Origin of the sequence: Streptosporangium heterodermiicola (assembly GCF_051390675.1) — a bacterium.
Classification (GTDB): Bacteria; Actinomycetota; Actinomycetes; order Streptosporangiales; family Streptosporangiaceae; genus Streptosporangium.
In genome coordinates this window covers 230,592-248,343 of the sequence record NZ_JBPJSR010000012.1, presented here as the reverse complement: position 1 = coordinate 248,343, position 17,752 = coordinate 230,592, and the positions used below count along the sequence as shown (strand labels likewise).

Here is a 17,752-nt window from a genome sequence, read left to right as displayed (position 1 = left end):
TCCATCGTAAGATTTGAGGGGGCTTAGTCGTATATTTCGGCTTTTTAACCGGCTAATGCCACCGACACGAGCAGGAGCTGGGCCTCCAGGGCGTGGCGGAAGTCGTCGGGCAGCGAGCCCTCCCGGCTGCGTTCGGCGATCTTTCCCCGGATCGGGGTGAGGTCGCGGGAGTCCCAGACGCTGCTGGCCATTATCTGCCGCAGGTCCAGGGCCACGTCGGAGCGGATCCTGCCCTCGTCCTCCCCCTTCGCGAGCACGGCGTTGAAGCGCCGCACGCTCTGGTTGAGATTCGGGTCGTAGGAGCGGATCGCCTTCGCCTCCGGAACGGCCTCCGCCCCCGGGGCCGGGTCCGCCGCCTGCCCGCTCCGCTTGGAGGTGGTGGAGGGACTGGGACGCGGCGTCGTACCCGGTTCGGGGTAGGCCGTGGTGGGGTCGAGGACCGTGGGCGGCACCGTCCCGCGACCCGGCGGACCGGCCACCCGCTCCTCGTAGGAACCGGCGATCCGGCTCCACACCAGGAGACCCGCGAGCAGTGCCGCCACCGTCGCGACCACCGTCCAGCGCACCAGCCCGCTCGCGCTTCTGGAAGGGGCCGGTGGCCTGAGGGCCGCGGCCAGGTCGTCGGCCACCTCCTGCGCCCTCGGCCTCGCCTCGGGCCGGTGCGACAGGCAGACCTGGCAGAGCGCGCTGATCCGCGCGGGCATCCCCGGCACCGCCGCCACCGGCGGCGGTCCCTCCCGGCGGACGTTCTCGATCTCCTCCCAGGTCCGTTCCGGGTACGGGGGATCACCGGTGAGCATCTCGAACAGCAGCACGCCCAGCGCGTAGACGTCACTCGCCGGATCCGCGACCGTGCCGGTCAGCCGCTCGGGCGCCACGTAGGGAGGGGTCCCGTAGTCGGAGGCCCGGTCGTCGCCGTCCTCCCCGATGAACGCCGCGATGCCGAAGTCCAGCAGCTTGGCGCCCGTCGAGGTCAGCAGCACGTTCTCGGCGGTGACGTCCCGGTGCACGATGCCCCGCTCGTGGGCGGCGGCCAGCACGGTGGCCAGCCTGGCGGCGATCGTCGCCGCCTCCGCCCACGGCAGCGGGCCCTCGTTGATCCGGTCCGCCAGCGGGCGCCCCTCCAGCAGGCGCATCACGACGTACGCGGCGAGGCGACCGTGCGAGGTCACGGTCTCCCCGTAGTCGTAGACCTCGATCGCGTCGGGGTGGATGAGGCGCGCGGTGGCACGCGCCTCCCTGCGGATCAGCTCGCGTTCCCCCAGGTCGACGCCCAGCTCGCCGTCCAGCAGCTTGACGGCGACCATCCGCTGGAGCGACTGGTCGAAGGCACGCCAGATGACGCTCATGCCACCCCACGCGATCCGCTCCAGCAACAGGTACCTGCGGGTGAGCACGTCCCCCGCGCGAAGCCCGACCTGGTCAGGCCGACTCACGGACCACCAGCTCAGTGGGTAGTACGGGATTGTCGCGGGGAGCGCCGGCCGAGCTCATCGAGAGCAGCAGCAACCGGGTGGCGAGCGCGGAGAACTCCTCCACCGGCTGGCGGACGGTGGTGAGCGTGGGGGAGGTCCGCCGGGCGGCGGGGGCGTCGTCGAACCCGATGACGGCCACGTCCTCCGGCACCCGCCGGCCGGCCCGGCGCAGGGTCTGCAGCGCGGCGGCCGCCATCACGTCGGAGGCGGCGAAGACCGCGTCGACGTGTGGCATCCTGCGCAGCAGCCACTGCATTCCGTGCACTCCCGACGTGTGGCTGAAGTCGCCGTACGCGACCGGCACGCCGGTCATCCCGGCCAGGGCGAGGGTCTGCATGAATCCGTCGAGCCGGTCGCGGGCGGCCGGCAGGGCGGGCGGACCCGCGATGACGCCGATGGACCTCCGGCCGCCGAGCAGCAGGTGTTCCGCCGCCTGCCGGCCTCCGTCGCGGTTGTCCATGTCGACGTGGGGGAGGTCGATGCCGTCCGGGGGACGGCCCGCGCTCCGTACCGGGATGCCCGAGGCGGCGAGGGTCACCACGAGCGGATGCCTGTCACGCGCGCCGATCAGCAGGACGCCGTCGATGCCTCCGGCGACGAGCGGTGGCGTGGCGATGGTGGAGGTGGCCGCCGTGGCGGTCATCACGGCGAGGGGGACGCCGTGCCCGGTGAGGACCTCCTCCGCGGCTGTGATCATCCGTGCGTAGAACGGCTCGGTGAAGAGCCGGTGCGCGGGTTCGCAGACCACGATGGCCACGACCTGGTCGGATCGGCGGCCGGAGCCGCCACGGGGAGCGCGATGCCTTACGTAACCGAGACGCGATATTGCGTCATGCACCTGCCTACGAGTCGATGTGCTGACTCTGACTGAACCGGTGAGCACCCGGGACGCCGTGGCAGGGGAGACCCCTGCCTCTGCTGCGACCTGGGCGAGTGTGGGTAGATCGGTCATAACTTCCTCCACACCAAGATCCTGCACAGGTGGGAGCGCTCCCAGTGAACCTAGCATTGTTTCGGAAGTGTCAAAAGATGTTTCCGAAAAATCACCATGTGTATGTCAAATTTCCCTGACAACCCAGTCAGGGGCAAGTATCGACATGATTACGGAGTCATACCATTCCCCGTTTAGACGCAAGGCGTCGCGGCAGACGCCCTCCTGGACGAAGCCGATCTTGCGGTAGACGTGCGCGGCCCGCTCGTTGAAGGCGTAGACCTCCAGGGCCACCCTGTGCAGCGGCGTGGTGCGGAAGACGTGGTCGAGGGTGAGCCGGATCGCCTCGGTGCCGTATCCCCTGCCGTACGCCCGGGGGCCGATCAGCGCGATCCGCAGGTTGCAGGAGAGGTTCTCGGCGTCGAGCTCGTTGAGCACGATCTCGCCCACGTAGGTGTCGTCCCCGGCGTCGCAGATCGCCAGGTCCAGCCGGTCGCCGTGGTCGCCCCGCGAGCCGTACCAGGCCTTGAGCCCCTCGTACTCGGGCTTGCCGTGCGAGCCGGTGAGCCGGACGGTCTCGGGGTCGTTGACCAGCTCCCAGAGGCCGTCCACGTGCTCGGGACCGACCGGCCTGAGCGTCACGTGCTCTCCGGAGAGCGTGGGTTTGCGTGCGAACATCATCCGGCGTGTCTACCGGCAGGAACCCCGCCGGGCAAACCGGTTGTCCGCGGCCACCCCGGGACCGCGCCAGGATCATGCCCGGACCGCGCCCGGGTCGTGTCGCCCGGCCGCGGGAACGAGCCCCGCCCGGGCGCGTCCGGGGCCGCGCCGAACCCCGGCCCCGGGACGGGTTACCAGGGTCCGTACGGCCCCTGGTTGCCGCCGCCCTTGCCGATCTCCCGCACGGCGGGACGCACGTCGGCCAGGTAGATGCCCGAGGCGATGACGGACGCGATCGTGAAGATGCTCAGCACGCTGAGGTACTGCACCGCGGCGGCGAAGCCGAACAGCGCCGCCAGCCCGAGGATGACCATCCACAGGTTCTTCGTCTGCTTGCCGGTTACCGCGAACGCCCGCGCCGGGGTCTTCACCGCGTGCACGAGCGCCCAGCCCGACAGCGCGAACACTCCGACGGCCAGGATCCAGAAGACCAGGTCCAGGGCACCGTGGATTTCGATCATCGTCTCTCCAGAACGTTCGCCTCGCCGGTCTCCCTCAGCCTAATGCCGAAAGTCCCGTTCGCGGCGGCCTCGGACCGTACCGGCCGGGCCCGACGGCCCGTTCTCACGCCCAGCCGGGGCCGTTCCCCGTCCTCGCGCCCGGCCCGGTTGGCTCGCGTCCGGTCCCGCTCCCCGTACGCGGCGGCCTCCCCGTACGCGCCGGCCGCGGGCCCTCGAACGCCGAAGGCCCGCCCGGGGAATGCCGGGGCGGGCCTTGGAGGCGGAGTGCGCGAGGGACGCGCTCAGCCCCTGGTCGTGGTGGACCTGCCGGTCGTGGTGGACTTCGAGGTCCGGGTGCCCTTCCTGGGCGTCCGGGCGGCGGCGATCGCGGGCTCGGCGGCCTCGGAGACCTCCTCCAGCTCCAGGGCGATCTCGCCGCTGGTCTTGGAGACGACCTTGCGGCCGCGGTTGGCGAACTCCTCGTACAGCTCGTTGGCCCGGCCCGCGATCTGGTCGGCGTAGTCGCGCGCCTTCACGGGGAAGTCCTTGGCGTAGCCCTCGGCCTTGCCGGCGAGCTGCCTGGCCCGCTCCGGGATGTCCTTCGCGGCCTCGCGGATCTCCTCGCGGCGGCCCTGCAGCCTCTGGATCTGCTCGGGAAGCTCCAGGAGCTTCTCGACGGCGAAGTCGCCGGCCCCGGCGACGGCGTAGAACGGCTTGGACTCGGCCAGCTTCTTGACTTCGGTGGCGATGGGCATGGGTTAACCTTCCTTGGTTTCCTCGGTGATGTGGCCGTTGCTCGGGGGGACCGCGTAGGGCTTCAACGCGGTGAGGTATTCCCCGGGAAGCGGCACCTCGTCGTCAGGCGAGGAGTCCGCGTCACCCCGCCGGGGCTCCGGTGCGAGGCGTGCTTTCTGGGAGGTCTGCACGTCCTCGTCCGGGGCCTCGGCCTGCTGGTTCTCCTTGCGGAACGACTCGTAGATGTCGATCAGCACCTGGCGTTGCCGCTCGGTGACGAGGTGGTCGGCCCTGATCGCGGTCAGCACGTCGCTGTCCGGCTCGCGCTCCTCGATGAGGCCCGCCTGGACGTAGAGCGCCTGCGACGAGATGTGCAGGCCCTTGGCGATCTGGTTCAGGATCTCGGCGCTGGGCTTGCGCAGCCCGCGCTCGATCTGGCTCAGGTAGGGGTTGGAGACCCCCGCCGCCGCGGCGAGCTGTCGCAGGGAGATCTTCGCGTGCGTGCGCTGCTCGCGGATGTACTCACCGATCGAGCCGACCTTCGGTAGTGCCATGCGTCGAGTCTGCCCCAAAGTGCTTGCTATTGCAAACGGGTTGGCTAACACTTGCAAGCACTTTGGGGTGAGTTTGGCGAAAGATGGACGAATCCGGCCGAAGTGCCAGGGGTGACTCTTGGTTCGGTACGCGGACAGCCCACACCTTCAACACAGGTCAACGCGGACCCGCCCGGCGCACGCCCTGGTACAGGACTAGTACGGGACCAGCCAGAGCAGCGGCGCCGACGACGTCAGGACCACGGAGAAGGCGACGATGGCGTAGCGGATCCCGCGCGGCAGGACGGGGACCGGGTTCACCAGGCGCTCGACCCTGGCCATCACGGCGGTGGCGGAGCTCGCGGCGCCCAGGGCGCCGTGCGGGGCCGGGACGGCGCCCGCCGTGCCGAAGCGCAGCAGGGCGGTCGCCAGGCGGCGCGCGGAGCAGCAGCGGCGGGCGACGTCGTCGGCGGCCATCTCCACGAGCAGGCCGACCTCGCCCTGCGCGTCCCTGACCACGCGCGACCAGGGCAGCGCCCGGCGCAGCGCGGCGAAGGGCAGCAGCACCAGGTCGTGCCGCTCGCGCACGTGGGCGGCCTCGTGGGCGAGCACCGCGCTCAGCTCGTCGGCGGAGAGCAGCTTGAGCGCCCCCTCGCTCACCACCACCTGGGAACGCAGGCCGGGCACGCAGTAGGCGGTGGCACCCGGGTGGTCGAGCACCCGTACGCCGGGGACCACCGGGTCCTCCCTGGCGATCAGGGCGAGCAGGGTGCGGTGGCGGTGGCGGGCGCGGAACGTCTGCGCGCCCGCGGCGAGCAGCACCAGGATCAGCACGGCCAGCGCGGTGAGCCCGGCGACGAGCGCGACGACCCTCGGCAGCTCGTACGGCTGGGGGAGCCCGCGCCCGCCGACGAACGGGGAGACCGCGAACTCGTGCAGGCCGTGCAGCACGCCCTCGTCGTAGGGCTCCAGGGCGTAACCGAGCAGGGCGCCCGTCCCGGCCAGGCCCCAGGTGACCCCCAGCGCCTGCCACAGGACGATGGCCACGTGCGGGGCGCGGTAGGTCCACCGTGCCCGGGTGAACCGCCAGGCGCCGACCGCGCAGACCAGGGCGAGCGTCGCCAGGGCTGCCGCGGTCATCTACTCGTCCTCCAGCTCCTCCAGGTCCGTCAGGGCCCTGCGCAGGATGTCTGCCTCGGTGCCGGTGACGGCCTGGGCGAACCGGGTGAGGGCCGCCGACCGGTCACCGGTCATGTCCAGCGCCTCCAGCATAAGCTCCGCGACGTAGGCGTCGCGGCTCTCCGCCGGTGCGTACCGCCACGCGCGCCCGTCCCGGGTGCGGAGCAGGAACCCCTTGCGGGTGAGCCGGTCGAGCACGGTCATCACGGTGGTGGGCGCCAGGTCGCGGTCGGCGATCAGACGCCCGACCTCCCGCGCCGTCACGGAGGATGGCTGTGCCCAGATGATGTCCATGATGCTGCGTTCAAGCTCGCCGAGACCCTTCACGCATCCAAGCCTAACTCCCGCACCACGAGGGGTAGTACTACGGGTTGTCGAGTGACTTGCGTCACAGGTGTTTGACCATGTAAATCTCGTCCCTGTCGTCGCCGGGGGCAAGGCGGATCGACCGCGGGATCCGGCCGACCTCCGTGTATCCCAGCCGTGCGTAGAAGCCCTCGGTCCCAGTGCCGCCGCGGACCGTCAAATGCAGCGCCTCCACGCCCAGGTCGCGGGCGGCGTCGTCGGCGGCGCGCATGAGCAGCGTCCCGTAACCCCCGCCCTGGTGCTTGGGGTGGACCATCACCCGCAGCGCCCAGCGCCAGTGCGCCCGCAGCCGCGACTTCCCGTCGCCCAGGATCAGCCAGCACGCCACCCGGTCCTCCGCGTCGAAACCGACGAGCAGGTGGTCGGGGTTGTCGCGGGTGGTGTCGCAGGCGGCGAAGGTGGCGGTGGCCGTCTCCAGGATGTCGTCGGAGGTGACCGGGGGGACGAAGCCGACCGATCCCCCGGCGTTGACCACCTCGGTCCAGCACTCGACGAGCTCGCCGGTGAGCGCGGGGGTGAGTTCGGGGTCCACCACGAACCGCAGTTCTGCCATGCGTGGACTTTACCAAATATATGAGTGCAAGTTAGGTATGCCTAACCAAACTTCTGAGATCGTACGGGGTGGCCGCGACCAGGTCAGCGCGAGGCGACCGCGGCCCGGTCAGTACGAGGCGAGTACGACCCGGTCGACACCAGGCGACCGCGGTCCGTTCAGCGTGGGGCGATCGCGGCCCAGGGAAGGGTGATCTCGCCGAGCCGCCAGCGCGCCCGGCCGCCCAGCGGCGGGCGCTCGGCCAGCGGCCAGGTCCCGGCCAGCGTCCCGGCCGAGGCGATCCAGCGCTGCCGGGAGCCGTACGAGCTCAGCGGGGCGTTGACGGCCCAGGCCCGGTCGAAGTCGCGCAGGAAGGCGTGCACGGGCTCGCCGGGGACGTTGCGGTGGATGAGCGTCTTGGGCAGCCGGTCGGCCAGGTCCGAGGGGCGCTCGAAGGAGTCGAAGCGGGCCGAGAGGGTGAGCGTCCGGGGCCCCGAGCGGTCGAGCCCGGCCCAGACCGCGCGGTGGCCCACCTCCGAGCAGGTGCCCTCGACGATCACCCCGCCCGGCGCGAGCCGTCCGGAGAGCATCGCCCAGTACTCCCACGCCTGCGCCTCCCCGTACTGCCGCAGCACGTTGAACGCCCTGACCAGCAGGGGCGGCCGCGCCACCGGCAGCTCGAAGCCGCCCAGCGCGAAGGACAGCCCCGGCCGCTCGTACGGCTTCGCCGCCGCCACCCTGGCCGGGTCGATCTCGACGCCGACGACCTCGACCGAGGGGCAGATCGCGCGTAGCCGCAGGAACAGCTCCAGGGTCGTGGTGTGCGAGGCCCCGTACCCCAGGTCGACCACGAGCGGGCGGACGGCGGAGCGCAGCAGGCGGCCGTGCGCGGCGACGACCCAGCGGTCGGCCCGCCGCAGGCGGTTGTGCCCGGTCGTCCCCCTGGTGATCGCCCCTACCGGCTTCGGCGCGATCGGGCTCGGCTTCGGCACGGTCAGACGCGGTGGACCTTGTGCTGGGCGGCCTGGGCCCGGGGGCGGATGACGAGGCGGTCGACGTTCACGTGGGCCGGGCGGGTCACGCACCAGGCGATGGCGTCGGCCACGTCGGCGGCGGAGAGCGGGTCGGGCACGCCCTCGTAGACCCTTCCGGCGGCGGCAGAGTCGCCGCGGAAGCGGTTGAGCGAGAACTCCTCGGTGTGGACCATCCCGGGGGCGACCTCGACGATCCTGACCGGCTGACCGACCAGCTCCAGCCGCAGCACCTCGGTCATCGAGGTCTGCGCGTGCTTGGCCGCGTTGTAGCCGCCCCCGCCCTCGTACGAGACGAGCCCGGCCACCGAGGTCAGCATCAGCAGCACGCCGTCGCCCGACCCGATCAGCCGGGGCAGCAGCGCCTGGGTCACGCGGAGCGCGCCGAGCACGTTGACGTCGTACATCCGCTGCCAGTCGGCGACCTGCCCGCTCGCCACGGGCTCCAGGCCGATCGCGCCACCGGCGTTGTTGACCAGCACGTCACAGCGGTCGAGCGAGGCGGCCAGCTCGTCCACCGACTCCTGCGACGTCACGTCCAGGGTGACCGGGCGGATGCCGGGCACCTCGGCGGCCAGCTCGTCGAGCCGCTCCCTGCGCCGCGCCGCGGCCACCACCTCGAAGCCCTCGGCGGCGAGCCTGCGGGCCGTCGCCTCGCCGATCCCACTGCTGGCCCCTGTCACCACAGCTGTCCTCTTCATGGGTCCCCATCCTGCCAGGAGCCGCAGGGACGGCCTGTTCGGGGCTGAAGCGGTCATGTGTCGGGAATGTTGCGGATTATCCGATGGTTGAGCCCTCTCGGAGGTGGTGTCGGTGAGGCGCCGACGGGTCAACCGAGTCGCGACGATCAGCATGCACACGTCCCCCCTGGACCAGCCGGGGACAGGGGACGCGGGCGGGATGAACGTCTACATCGTCGAGGTGGCGAAACGCCTCGCCGAACTCGGGGTGGAGGTGGAGATCTTCACCCGGCAGACGTCCCGGGATCTGCCACCCGTCGCCGAGCTCGTCCCCGGCGTCTCGGTCCGCCACGTCACCGCCGGGCCGTACGAGGAGCTCGACAAGGGCGACCTGCCCGGCCAGCTCTGCGCCTTCCTCTCGGGCGTGCTGCGCACCGAGGCCATGTACGAGCCGGGCCGCTACGACGTCATCCACTCCCACTACTGGCTCTCCGGCCAGGTGGGCTGGCTGGCCAAGGAACGCTGGGGCCTGCCGCTGGTGCACACCATGCACACCATGGCCAAGGTGAAGAACCTCCTGCTCGCCGCCGACGACAGGCCGGAGCCGGCCGCCAGGGTGCTGGGCGAGCAGCAGGTCGTGGACGTCGCCGACCGCCTGGTGGCCAACACCCCGACCGAGGCCAGGGAACTCGTCGAGCTGTACGGGGCCGCCCCGGCCCGCGTCGAGGTCGTCAACCCCGGGGTGAGCCTCAGGGTCTTCCAGCCCGCCTCCCGGGGCGCGGCCCGCCACCGGCTCGGGCTGCCGCAGGACGCCCACGTGCTGCTGTTCGTGGGCCGCGTACAGCCGCTGAAGGCCCCGGACGTGCTGCTGCGCGCCGCGGCCAGGATGCTCATCGACGACCCCTCGCTCAGGTCGAGGCTGGTCGTCGCCTGCGTCGGCGGCCCCAGCGGCAACGGCCTGGCCAGGCCCTCCTACCTCACCGACGTGGCCGCCTCGCTGGGGATCTCCGACGTGGTCAGGATCGTTCCCCCCGCGCCCCAGTACGAGCTGGTCGACTGGTACCGCGCCTCCGACGTGACCGTCGTCCCCTCCCACAGCGAGTCGTTCGGCCTGGTGGCCCTGGAGTCGCAGGCCTGCGGCACCCCGGTCGCCGCCGCCTCCGTGGGCGGGCTGCGCACCGCCGTGCGCGACGGGGTGTCCGGGGTGCTCGTCGAGGGGCACGACGCCCACGACTGGGCGCGGGTGCTCCGCAGGTTCGTCTACGAGCCCGCCTGGCGGGAGACGCTGTCGGCGGCCGCGGTGGCCCACGCGGCGGCCTTCGGCTGGTCGGCCACCGCGGCCCGGCTGGCGGACGTCTACGCCGGGGCGATGACGAACCTGCACCGCCTCCCGATCGCGGTCAACTCCTGAGCCCCACCCCGGAGCCCGCCCGCGAAGCGCTCATTAGGCGCTCGTGAGGCGTTCGTAGACTCGTGAAGCGCTCGTGAGGCGGAGTACTCGTGCGGCCGGGTGCCCGTGAACGCTCGTGAGACGCGGTGCCCGTGAAGCGCTCGTGAGGCGGAGGTCGCGTCGTTCGTGAGGCCCGCTCGTAAGCTGGGCCCATGCGTGAAGTGATCGAGGCGGCGCTGAAGAGCGCGGACGCCTCCTACGAGCAGCCCCGGCCGGGGGCCTTCCTGGTGAGGCTCCCCGGCCAGCACAAGCTCGCCACGATGACCTGGCTGATCGTCGGCGACCAGTCCCTGCACGTGGAGGCCTTCTTCTGCCGCCAGCCCGACGAGAACCACGCCGAGTTCTACCGCTGGCTCCTCACCAAGAACGGCTCCATGTACGGGGTCCACTTCGCCCTCGACCCCGTCGGCGACGTCTATCTCGTGGGCCGCGTCCCGCTGGACGCGGTCACCGACGAGGAGGTCGACCGCCTCCTCGGATGCGTGCTCACCTACTCCGACGAGGGCTTCGACCGCGCCCTGGAGCTGGGCTTCGCCTCCTCGATCCGGCGCGAGTGGGAGTGGCGCGCCAAGCGCGGCGAGTCGCTCGCCAACCTCCAGGCCTTCGCCCGCTTCGCCGACCCCGAGCGCTGAGGGGCCTGTTCCCTCGGGAGGCCGGACCCGGGTCAGGTCCGGGGCGGGTGGAGCGCCGAAGACGTCAAGCAAGCGCCCACTAAGCTTGTCCGCATGTCGACTTTGGTGCTGCTTCGGCACGGTGAGAGTGAGTGGAACGCAAAGGGTCTGTTCACCGGATGGGTGGACGCGGGGCTCTCGGCCAAGGGCGAGGAGGAGGCGCGCCGCGGCGGGCGGCTGCTGCTCGACGCGGGGGTGCGGCCCGACGTGGTGCACACCTCCCTGCTGACCAGGGCGATCCAGACCGCCAACCTCGCGCTGGGCGCCGCGGACCTGCTCTGGCTGCCGGTCTCCCGGTCCTGGAGGCTCAACGAGCGCCACTACGGCGCCCTGCAGGGCAAGGACAAGGCGCAGACGCGGGCCGAGTTCGGTGACGAGCAGTTCATGCTCTGGCGCCGCTCCTACGACGTCCCGCCGCCCCCGATCGCCGACGACGACGAGTTCTCCCAGGCCGGCGAGGCCCGCTACGCGCTCCTGCCGGGCGAGCTGCTGCCGAGGACCGAGTGCCTCAAGGACGTCGTCGAGCGCATGCTGCCCTACTGGTACGACCAGATCGTGCCCGACCTCGCGCAGGGGAGGAGCGTGCTGGTCGTCGCGCACGGCAACTCGCTCCGGGCGCTGGTCAAGCACCTGGACGGGATCGGCGACGAGGAGATCGCCGGGCTCAACATCCCCACCGGCATCCCGCTCCGGTACGAGCTGGACGACGCCTTCCACCCGGTCACCAAGGGCGGCCAGTACCTCGACCCCGCCGCGGCCGAGGCCGCCATCGAGGCAGTCGCCAACCAGGGCAAGTAGCCCCGGCGTCCGGGAACGTACGAGAACGCCGGAAAAGCCGGGAAAAGAGGGAGGGCCCGCCGGATCCGGCGGGCCCTCCCTCTTCGCGCGGACGTTCGTGAGGGGCGACGGGGGTCAGAAAGCGGAGCCGTCCTGGGGCCGGGAGCCCGTCACCAGGTAGACCACGTCGTGCGCGACGCGGACCGCGTGGTCGGCGTAGCGCTCGTAGTAGCGGCCGATCAGCGTCACGTCGATGGCCGGTTCGACGCCGTACTTCCAGTCGGGGGCCATCAGGACCTTGAACAGCTTGCGGTGCAGCTTGTCCATGGCGTCGTCGTCGGACTCCAGCTCCAGTGCCGACTCCACGTCGCGCGAGGCGATGCAGCTGCCGGTCTTGGTGACGAGGCGCTCGGCGATCTGCCCCATCTCCAGGATGGTGGAGCGGACCTCCGGCGGGATCGCGGAGTCGGGGTGGCGCAGCCTGGCGATCTTGGCCACGTGCTCGGCGAGGTCGCCCATGCGCTCCAGGTCGGTGCCCATCCGCAGCGCGGCGATGATCATTCTGAGGTCCACGGCCACGGGCTGCTGCCTGGCCATCAGGTCGAAGATCGAGGCCTCGACCTCCGCGAAGATCCGGTTCACCTCCTCGTCCTGGGAGATGACGCTCTCGGCGAGGTGGACGTCGGCGTCGAGGAGGGCTGTGGTGGCCCGCGATATCGCCGACCTCACGAGCCGGGTCATCTCGACCAGCCGCTCGGTGAGGGCGTCGAGTTCTTCGTGATAGGCGTCGCGCATGAGAATCACCGTAGGGCGGTAACGGTGAACGAACCTCGACCGTAAAGTGAACTTTATGGGAAAGGCCATGGTCATGCCCTCTTAGCAGTCCTCAATGGGAAAACTCCGACCTACCATCGGGGACGTGAAGCCTACGGGAGGACCGTGTGAGTGAGCTGATGGCGAGCCTGGCCGCGCTGGCCGGTTTCGTCGTGGGAGCGCTGGCCGTGATGGTCGTCCGCCATACCCAGGGACAGCGGAGTGCGATGACACCGGTCGACGGCGTTGAGCCCGGCGCGCTGCCGCAGGGGGTCGCCTCGGTGCTGGCCGTGCTGCCCTCCTCGGCGGTCGTGCTCGACAAGGAGGACCGCGTGCTGCGGGCCAGCTCGGCGGCACGCGCGTTCGGCCTGGTCAAGGGAGATCACCTGATGGCGGCCGAGCTGCTCGCGCTGGCCAGGAAGGTACGCAGGGACGGCGAGATCCGCGAGAGCGAGATCGAGGTGGCCGGTCACAAGTTCGGCCAGGAGTCGACCAACTTCGCGGTGCGGGTCGCCCCGCTCGGCTCGCACGGCCAGGTGCTCGTCCTGGCCGAGGACCAGACCGAGCACCGCCGCGTCGAGGCGGTGCGCCGCGACTTCGTGGCCAACGTGAGCCACGAGCTCAAGACGCCGGTGGGCGCGCTGTCGCTGCTGGCCGAGACCATCCAGGACGCCGCCGACGACCCCGAGGCGGTCACCCGCTTCGCCGGGCGCATGCAGCACGAGGCGGCCCGGCTCACCTATCTCGTCCAGGACCTCATCACCCTCTCCCGTATCCAGGGCGCCGAGCCCATCCCCACCCCGGGCCCGGTCCTGATCGACGAGGCGGTGCACGAGGCCATCGACCGCTGCAACACCACCGCGGCGGCCAAGGACATCACCCTCGTCGCCGGCGGGGTCGAGGGCCTGCGGATATGGGGCGACGACGAGCTCCTCGTCACCGCCCTGCGCAACCTCATCGACAACGCGGTCGCCTACAGCCCCGAGCACACCCGGGTCGTGGTCAGCGCCCGCGCGGCCGGCCCCAACACCGAATCCGTCGAGATCAGCGTGAGCGACCAGGGGATCGGCATCCCCGAGAGCGCCCAGGAGCGGATCTTCGAACGGTTCTTCCGCGTCGACGCGGCACGTTCGCGGGCGACCGGTGGCACCGGCCTCGGCCTGGCCATCGTCAAGCATGTGGCCGCCTCCCACAACGGGGCGGTCACGGTGTGGAGCAAGGAGGGTTCCGGTTCCACATTCACCCTCCGCCTGCCCGCCTTCGGCGGCATGGCGGTCACGGAACCCGTCACAGTCACGATTCCCCTGGAGGCCGCGCAGTGACTCGCGTGCTCGTTGTCGAGGACGAGGAATCGTTCTCCGACGCCCTGTCATACATGCTGCGCAAGGAAGGCTTCGAGGTGGCCGTGGCCACCACCGGGCCGGAGGCGCTGGAAACGTTCGACCGCAACGGCGCCGACCTGGTGCTGCTCGACCTGATGCTCCCCGGCCTGCCGGGTACCGAGGTCTGCCGCTCCCTCAGGCAGCGCTCCAACGTGCCCGTCATCATGCTCACCGCCAAGGACAGCGAGATCGACAAGGTCGTCGGGCTGGAGCTCGGCGCCGACGACTACGTCACCAAGCCCTTCTCCTCCAGGGAGCTGGTGGCCCGCATCCGCGCGGTGCTGCGCCGCCAGGGCGACGTGGAGGAGCTGGAGTCGGCGGTGCTGGCCGCCGGTCCGGTCCGGATGGACGTCGACCGCCACATCGTCGCCGTACGCGGTGAGGCCGTGCAGCTGCCCCTGAAGGAGTTCGAGCTGCTGGAGGTGCTGCTGCGCAACGCCGGGCGGGTGCTCACCCGGGGCCAGCTCATCGACCGCGTCTGGGGCGCCGACTACGTGGGCGACACCAAGACCCTGGACGTGCACGTCAAGCGGCTGCGGGCCAAGGTCGAGTCCGACCCCTCCAACCCGCGCTGCATCCTCACCGTCCGGGGACTGGGCTACAAGTTCGATCCCGCGGAGATCTGAGCCTCCCCGCGCGTCTCCAGGCGACCGTCCGCTCCCGGACCCGGGACGGCGTCCGCCTCCGCGGTTGTTCACCCGCCTCCGGACGACCGAGGGGCCGTACGGCGTGCCCGCGCCGTACGGCCCCTCGGCGTGTCCGGAGGCCGTCGCCGGCCCCGGAGCGTCAGTGTCCTGAGGAGTGCTCGTCCCCGGTGGTGGCGGAGGGGGTGGGCGACGGCGTGGGGGCCGCGGAGGCGCCGGGCGCCTGCGGGTAGGCGGTGAACTCGCGGCTGCGGGTGACGACGGGGATCGTGAGCTGCACGATGCCGGCGTTGGCGAACTGCAGCTGCACCTTCACGCCCTCGCCGCCGCTGAGAGGCTTCTTCAGCGCCTCGACGAGGATGGTGGGGGTCGGCTTGCCGACGGTCACCCGCTGGTTCTGAGGGAGCGCCACGGGCGCGCTCACCTTCGCCGTGCCGAGGGCGGGGTCGACGCCGAGGCCGACGAGCTGGTCGGTGCCCGCGTTGGTGTTGACCAGCGACAGGTAGAGCGGGGTGGCCGCCCCGGCCGGCAGCGTCGCGCCGGAGTCCGGGCCCAGGAAGAAGGCCTGGGAGATGTCGATGCCCTTCGTCTTGACCGAGAGGGCCTCGGTCGGCGAGTAGGGCTTGTTGGTGATCGCGTCGGATCCGGCACCGCAGCCGGCCAGGGCCGGAGCGGCTGCGAGGAACGCCGCGGCGACGATCGCCCGGTGGCGGATGTTGCGGGTCACGGTGCGAGTTCTCCTTGTCACGCGTGAGATAGGGCAAGGGCAACCCTATCGGCGACGTTTACCGGGTTTCCCGCCGACCCGCCCCGTCCTTTCGCGCCGGCCCGCCTCGTCATCCGAAGGCGAGGAACGCAGGTCATAAGTGCTTTTTGCCCCTCTGATTCACACACTTGGTCACTTGTCAAGTCATAAGATGCGGCTTTGACCTGCAGTTATGGTGATTTCACTGTTCCGGGAGGCTGTGGATACGTGGTACTCTTGAGTACAGCGGAAGGGGTACTTGTCACATGACTTTCCAGGTCGGCGACACTGTCGTCTACCCCCACCACGGGGCTGCTCGGATCGAGGCGATCACGACCCGAACCATCAAGGGTGAGGAAAGGACCTACCTGGTTCTTAAGGTCGACAAGGGCGACCTTACCGTCCAGGTGCCGGCTGACAACGCAGAACTCGTCGGTGTTCGCGATGTCGTCGGACAAGAGGGCCTTGAGCGCGTCTTCGACGTGCTTCGAATGCCTCACACCGAAGAGCCCACGAACTGGTCCCGACGCTACAAGGCGAACCTTGAGAAGCTGGCGTCCGGCGACGTCAACAAGGTTGCCGAGGTCGTTCGCGACCTGTGGCGGCGAGACAGGGAGCGCGGACTCTCCGCAGGAGAGAAGCGGATGCTGGCGAAGGCCAGGCAGATCCTCGTCAGCGAGCTCGCGCTCGCGGAGAAGACGAACGAGGACAAGGCCGAGGCCCTGCTGGACGAGGTTCTCAACTCCTGAACAAGACATTTCCACGGGTGGGCGTCGGGGTCGACGTCCACCCGTTCGCTTCTGGCCGCGAGCTTCACCTCGCCGGTCTGCACTGGCCCGGCGAGACCGGCCTGGCAGGTCACTCCGACGGTGACGCCGCGGCCCACGCCGCCTGTGACGCGCTGCTGTCCGCGGCGGGCCTCGGTGATCTCGGCGGCCTGTTCGGCACCTCCGACCCCCGATGGGCGGGCGCCTCGGGTGTCGCCCTGCTGGAGGAGACCGCGCGCAAGGTGCGGGCCGCGGGCTTCGAGATCGGCAACGTGGCCGTCCAGGTGATCGGCAACCGTCCCAAGCTCGCCCCCCGCCGCGTCGAGGCCGAGAAGGCCCTCGGCGCCGCCGTGGGGGCTCCCGTGAGCGTCAGCGCCACCACGACGGACGGGCTCGGGCTCACCGGGCGCGGCGAAGGAGTCGCGGCCGTCGCGACCGCGATCGTGGTGAACCTGTAGCGGGTGTCAGGCGTCTTCTATACGGAACGTGGAAAACGTTCCGGCGGGCGGCGCGGAATGCCCGCCGATTCATATCGAGGCGGTGGCCCGTTTCCTGGCGCGGTACGGGCCACCCCTTTTTTAGCGTGATCAGTGAATGCGCTGGGTAACCCCTTGGTGACCGTGTCTCGTAACAGGGGGAGCCAGACATGATCGTCTCGATTGTCTCCGCAATCATCATCGGCGCCATCATCGGCGCCCTGGCGCGCCTCATCCTTCCCGGGCGTCAGAACATCAGCATCGGACTGACGCTCATCGTCGGCATCGTCGCCGCGCTCATCGGCACTCTCATCGCCGGAGCGCTCGGGCTGACCAACACGCGCGGGGTCAACTGGTGGGAGCACATCATCCAGCTGGCGCTCGCGGTGCTCGGGGTGCTCCTCGTCGTCCAGATGCAGACGAGAAAGACGCACTGAAGGATTTTTTGCCGCCTGTAGGAATATCCGTGACTCAGGGGGTAGCCACCTCCCTGTGAGAGTGAAGGTCTCACGATCACTGGGAGGTTGAAAGTGACTATCGCGTCTATTCTCGGGGCCATTGTCATCGGCGCGGTCGTTGGCGCCCTCGGTCGTCTCCTGCTTCCCGGTAGGCAGGCGATCGGGCTGATCCTGACCGTCGTCGTCGGCATCGTCGCCGCGCTCATCGGTACCGCCATCGCCCAGGTTCTCGGCGTCGCCACCACGGACGGTATCGACTGGATCGAACTCGTCATGCAGGTGGGCCTCGCCATCGTCGGTGTCGGCCTGGTCGCCGGCCTCAAGCGCTCCAGGGTCTAGCGAACACCGGGTGAGACATCCCGGCGACCTCGCCGAGACTCGACTGGACCCCCTCCGGTCCGGAGGCACTCGCGATGACGCGCACGATGTCATCGTGCTCCAGGAGAAGACCCGCTCGGTTCCATCTGGCCTGCCGAGCGGGTCTCGGTCGTTCACGGCCGGTTCGAGCAACGTGCCGAACCGGTCTCCGGCCGCTCCTGACACGGGCCCGGAGGTGAGCAAATCGCCGGTCCGCAGCGGGGCGCCGTTCACACATGTGTGAGCGAATAGCTGCGGGCCGGTCCAACCCGGTGGACGAACGGCGGTTCCGGCAGGAGACCGCCGCTCGGTGTCCACCACGGTGTGCGGCCCAGACCCCGCCGCCACCCCGTCGCCGCCCGGCCGCCTGACAGGCCGGCCGGGCGGCGACGGGGCCCGTACCACCTCCGGCCGATTCCCGCCCCGGCGAGACCACCCACGAACAGGGCCGGTACCGCTCGCGAGGGGATGGAGCGGCCGAACGGTGCGACCCTCCCGGGCGACGACGCCCCGGGTCCACCCGCCTGTCCACACCCGGAGAACGTGGTTCTCGAACGCCTGGAGCACCTGCCCAGCGCGTACGGCGGGGC

General features: G+C 70.5%; 22 protein-coding genes. 9 read left to right on the top strand and 13 right to left on the bottom strand.

Annotated elements, in window-relative coordinates; all coding sequences use genetic code 11:
- Window positions 1–44: 44 nt before the first annotated feature.
- The 11 genes from ACSC1Q_RS25980 to ACSC1Q_RS25930 form a co-directional block, all read right to left on the bottom strand.
- Window positions 45–1,436, bottom strand: coding sequence for a serine/threonine-protein kinase (locus ACSC1Q_RS25980; RefSeq protein WP_436761287.1), 1,392 nt, complete (start codon window positions 1,434–1,436; stop codon window positions 45–47).
- Window positions 1,423–2,427, bottom strand: a complete 1,005-nt coding sequence (locus ACSC1Q_RS25975; protein ID WP_436761286.1) for a LacI family DNA-binding transcriptional regulator — start codon at window positions 2,425–2,427, stop codon at window positions 1,423–1,425. Before ACSC1Q_RS25975 ends, ACSC1Q_RS25980 begins: the two co-directional genes overlap by 14 nt.
- Before the next feature lie 105 nt (window positions 2,428–2,532).
- Window positions 2,533–3,084: a GNAT family N-acetyltransferase gene (locus tag ACSC1Q_RS25970; protein ID WP_436761285.1), complete on the bottom strand. Its 552-nt coding sequence runs from the start codon at window positions 3,082–3,084 to the stop codon at window positions 2,533–2,535.
- Window positions 3,085–3,257: 173 nt separating this feature from the next.
- Window positions 3,258–3,587, bottom strand: a complete 330-nt coding sequence (locus ACSC1Q_RS25965) for a DUF2516 family protein (protein WP_436761284.1) — start codon at window positions 3,585–3,587, stop codon at window positions 3,258–3,260.
- A 281-nt stretch (window positions 3,588–3,868) separates the two neighbouring features.
- Window positions 3,869–4,321: a hypothetical protein gene (locus tag ACSC1Q_RS25960; protein ID WP_436761283.1), complete on the bottom strand. Its 453-nt coding sequence runs from the start codon at window positions 4,319–4,321 to the stop codon at window positions 3,869–3,871.
- A 3-nt stretch (window positions 4,322–4,324) separates the two neighbouring features.
- Complete coding sequence (locus ACSC1Q_RS25955; protein ID WP_436761282.1) at window positions 4,325–4,855, bottom strand: helix-turn-helix domain-containing protein; 531 nt, start codon at window positions 4,853–4,855, stop codon at window positions 4,325–4,327.
- A 195-nt stretch (window positions 4,856–5,050) separates the two neighbouring features.
- Window positions 5,051–5,974 (bottom strand): M56 family metallopeptidase, encoded by a 924-nt coding sequence (locus tag ACSC1Q_RS25950; RefSeq protein ID WP_436761281.1) that lies wholly within the window; start codon window positions 5,972–5,974, stop codon window positions 5,051–5,053.
- The gene (locus ACSC1Q_RS25945; protein ID WP_344750298.1) at window positions 5,975–6,340 is read right to left on the bottom strand and encodes a BlaI/MecI/CopY family transcriptional regulator; all 366 of its coding nucleotides are present in this window, start codon (window positions 6,338–6,340) and stop codon (window positions 5,975–5,977) included.
- Window positions 6,341–6,401: 61 nt separating this feature from the next.
- Window positions 6,402–6,932 carry a GNAT family N-acetyltransferase gene (locus ACSC1Q_RS25940; RefSeq protein ID WP_436761280.1) on the bottom strand — a complete coding sequence of 177 codons (531 nt, stop codon included), beginning with the start codon at window positions 6,930–6,932 and terminating at the stop codon, window positions 6,402–6,404.
- 158 nt (window positions 6,933–7,090) lie between these two features.
- On the bottom strand, window positions 7,091–7,903 hold the full coding sequence (locus ACSC1Q_RS25935) for a class I SAM-dependent methyltransferase (RefSeq protein WP_436761279.1): 813 nt from the start codon (window positions 7,901–7,903) through the stop codon (window positions 7,091–7,093).
- A 2-nt stretch (window positions 7,904–7,905) separates the two neighbouring features.
- The gene (locus ACSC1Q_RS25930) at window positions 7,906–8,643 is read right to left on the bottom strand and encodes an SDR family oxidoreductase (RefSeq protein ID WP_436761278.1); all 738 of its coding nucleotides are present in this window, start codon (window positions 8,641–8,643) and stop codon (window positions 7,906–7,908) included.
- Window positions 8,644–8,749: 106 nt separating this feature from the next.
- Here ACSC1Q_RS25930 and mshA point away from each other — a divergent pair, with 106 nt between their 5' ends.
- The 3 genes from mshA to ACSC1Q_RS25915 all read left to right on the top strand — a co-directional run bounded on the left by mshA (window position 8,750) and on the right by ACSC1Q_RS25915 (window position 11,541).
- Window positions 8,750–10,033, top strand: coding sequence for a D-inositol-3-phosphate glycosyltransferase (gene mshA, locus ACSC1Q_RS25925; protein ID WP_436761277.1), 1,284 nt, complete (start codon window positions 8,750–8,752; stop codon window positions 10,031–10,033).
- Between the two features lie 191 nt (window positions 10,034–10,224).
- Complete coding sequence (locus ACSC1Q_RS25920) at window positions 10,225–10,704, top strand: type III secretion system chaperone family protein (protein ID WP_436761276.1); 480 nt, start codon at window positions 10,225–10,227, stop codon at window positions 10,702–10,704.
- A 93-nt stretch (window positions 10,705–10,797) separates the two neighbouring features.
- Entirely contained in the window at window positions 10,798–11,541 is a 744-nt protein-coding gene (locus tag ACSC1Q_RS25915; RefSeq protein WP_436761275.1) for a phosphoglyceromutase, read from the top strand.
- 114 nt (window positions 11,542–11,655) lie between these two features.
- Here the strand turns inward: ACSC1Q_RS25915 and phoU are convergent, their stop codons facing one another.
- A complete protein-coding gene (gene phoU, locus ACSC1Q_RS25910) occupies window positions 11,656–12,315 on the bottom strand; it encodes a phosphate signaling complex protein PhoU (RefSeq protein WP_436761274.1) in 660 nt (219 codons plus the stop codon).
- 158 nt (window positions 12,316–12,473) lie between these two features.
- Between phoU and ACSC1Q_RS25905 the strand changes: the two genes are divergently transcribed.
- Both ACSC1Q_RS25905 and ACSC1Q_RS25900 read left to right on the top strand, forming a co-directional pair.
- Window positions 12,474–13,655 carry a sensor histidine kinase gene (locus ACSC1Q_RS25905; RefSeq protein ID WP_436761338.1) on the top strand — a complete coding sequence of 394 codons (1,182 nt, stop codon included), beginning with the start codon at window positions 12,474–12,476 and terminating at the stop codon, window positions 13,653–13,655.
- Entirely contained in the window at window positions 13,652–14,341 is a 690-nt protein-coding gene (locus ACSC1Q_RS25900; RefSeq protein ID WP_344750312.1) for a response regulator, read from the top strand. Before ACSC1Q_RS25905 ends, ACSC1Q_RS25900 begins: the two co-directional genes overlap by 4 nt.
- 160 nt (window positions 14,342–14,501) lie before the next feature.
- On the opposite strand, the gene ACSC1Q_RS25895 is transcribed toward ACSC1Q_RS25900, so the two are convergent.
- On the bottom strand, window positions 14,502–15,086 hold the full coding sequence (locus ACSC1Q_RS25895; RefSeq protein ID WP_436761273.1) for a copper chaperone PCu(A)C: 585 nt from the start codon (window positions 15,084–15,086) through the stop codon (window positions 14,502–14,504).
- Between the two features lie 284 nt (window positions 15,087–15,370).
- On the opposite strand from ACSC1Q_RS25895, the gene ACSC1Q_RS25890 reads away from it, so the two are divergent.
- From ACSC1Q_RS25890 to ACSC1Q_RS25875, 4 genes are all read left to right on the top strand, one after another.
- The gene (locus ACSC1Q_RS25890) at window positions 15,371–15,853 is read left to right on the top strand and encodes a CarD family transcriptional regulator (RefSeq protein WP_030924410.1); all 483 of its coding nucleotides are present in this window, start codon (window positions 15,371–15,373) and stop codon (window positions 15,851–15,853) included.
- Between the two features lie 17 nt (window positions 15,854–15,870).
- Window positions 15,871–16,329 carry a 2-C-methyl-D-erythritol 2,4-cyclodiphosphate synthase gene (gene ispF / locus ACSC1Q_RS25885; protein WP_436761272.1) on the top strand — a complete coding sequence of 153 codons (459 nt, stop codon included), beginning with the start codon at window positions 15,871–15,873 and terminating at the stop codon, window positions 16,327–16,329.
- A 188-nt stretch (window positions 16,330–16,517) separates the two neighbouring features.
- Complete coding sequence (locus ACSC1Q_RS25880; RefSeq protein WP_436761271.1) at window positions 16,518–16,784, top strand: GlsB/YeaQ/YmgE family stress response membrane protein; 267 nt, start codon at window positions 16,518–16,520, stop codon at window positions 16,782–16,784.
- Between the two features lie 93 nt (window positions 16,785–16,877).
- Window positions 16,878–17,144, top strand: a complete 267-nt coding sequence (locus ACSC1Q_RS25875; RefSeq protein WP_436761270.1) for a GlsB/YeaQ/YmgE family stress response membrane protein — start codon at window positions 16,878–16,880, stop codon at window positions 17,142–17,144.
- Window positions 17,145–17,752: the final 608 nt, after the last annotated feature.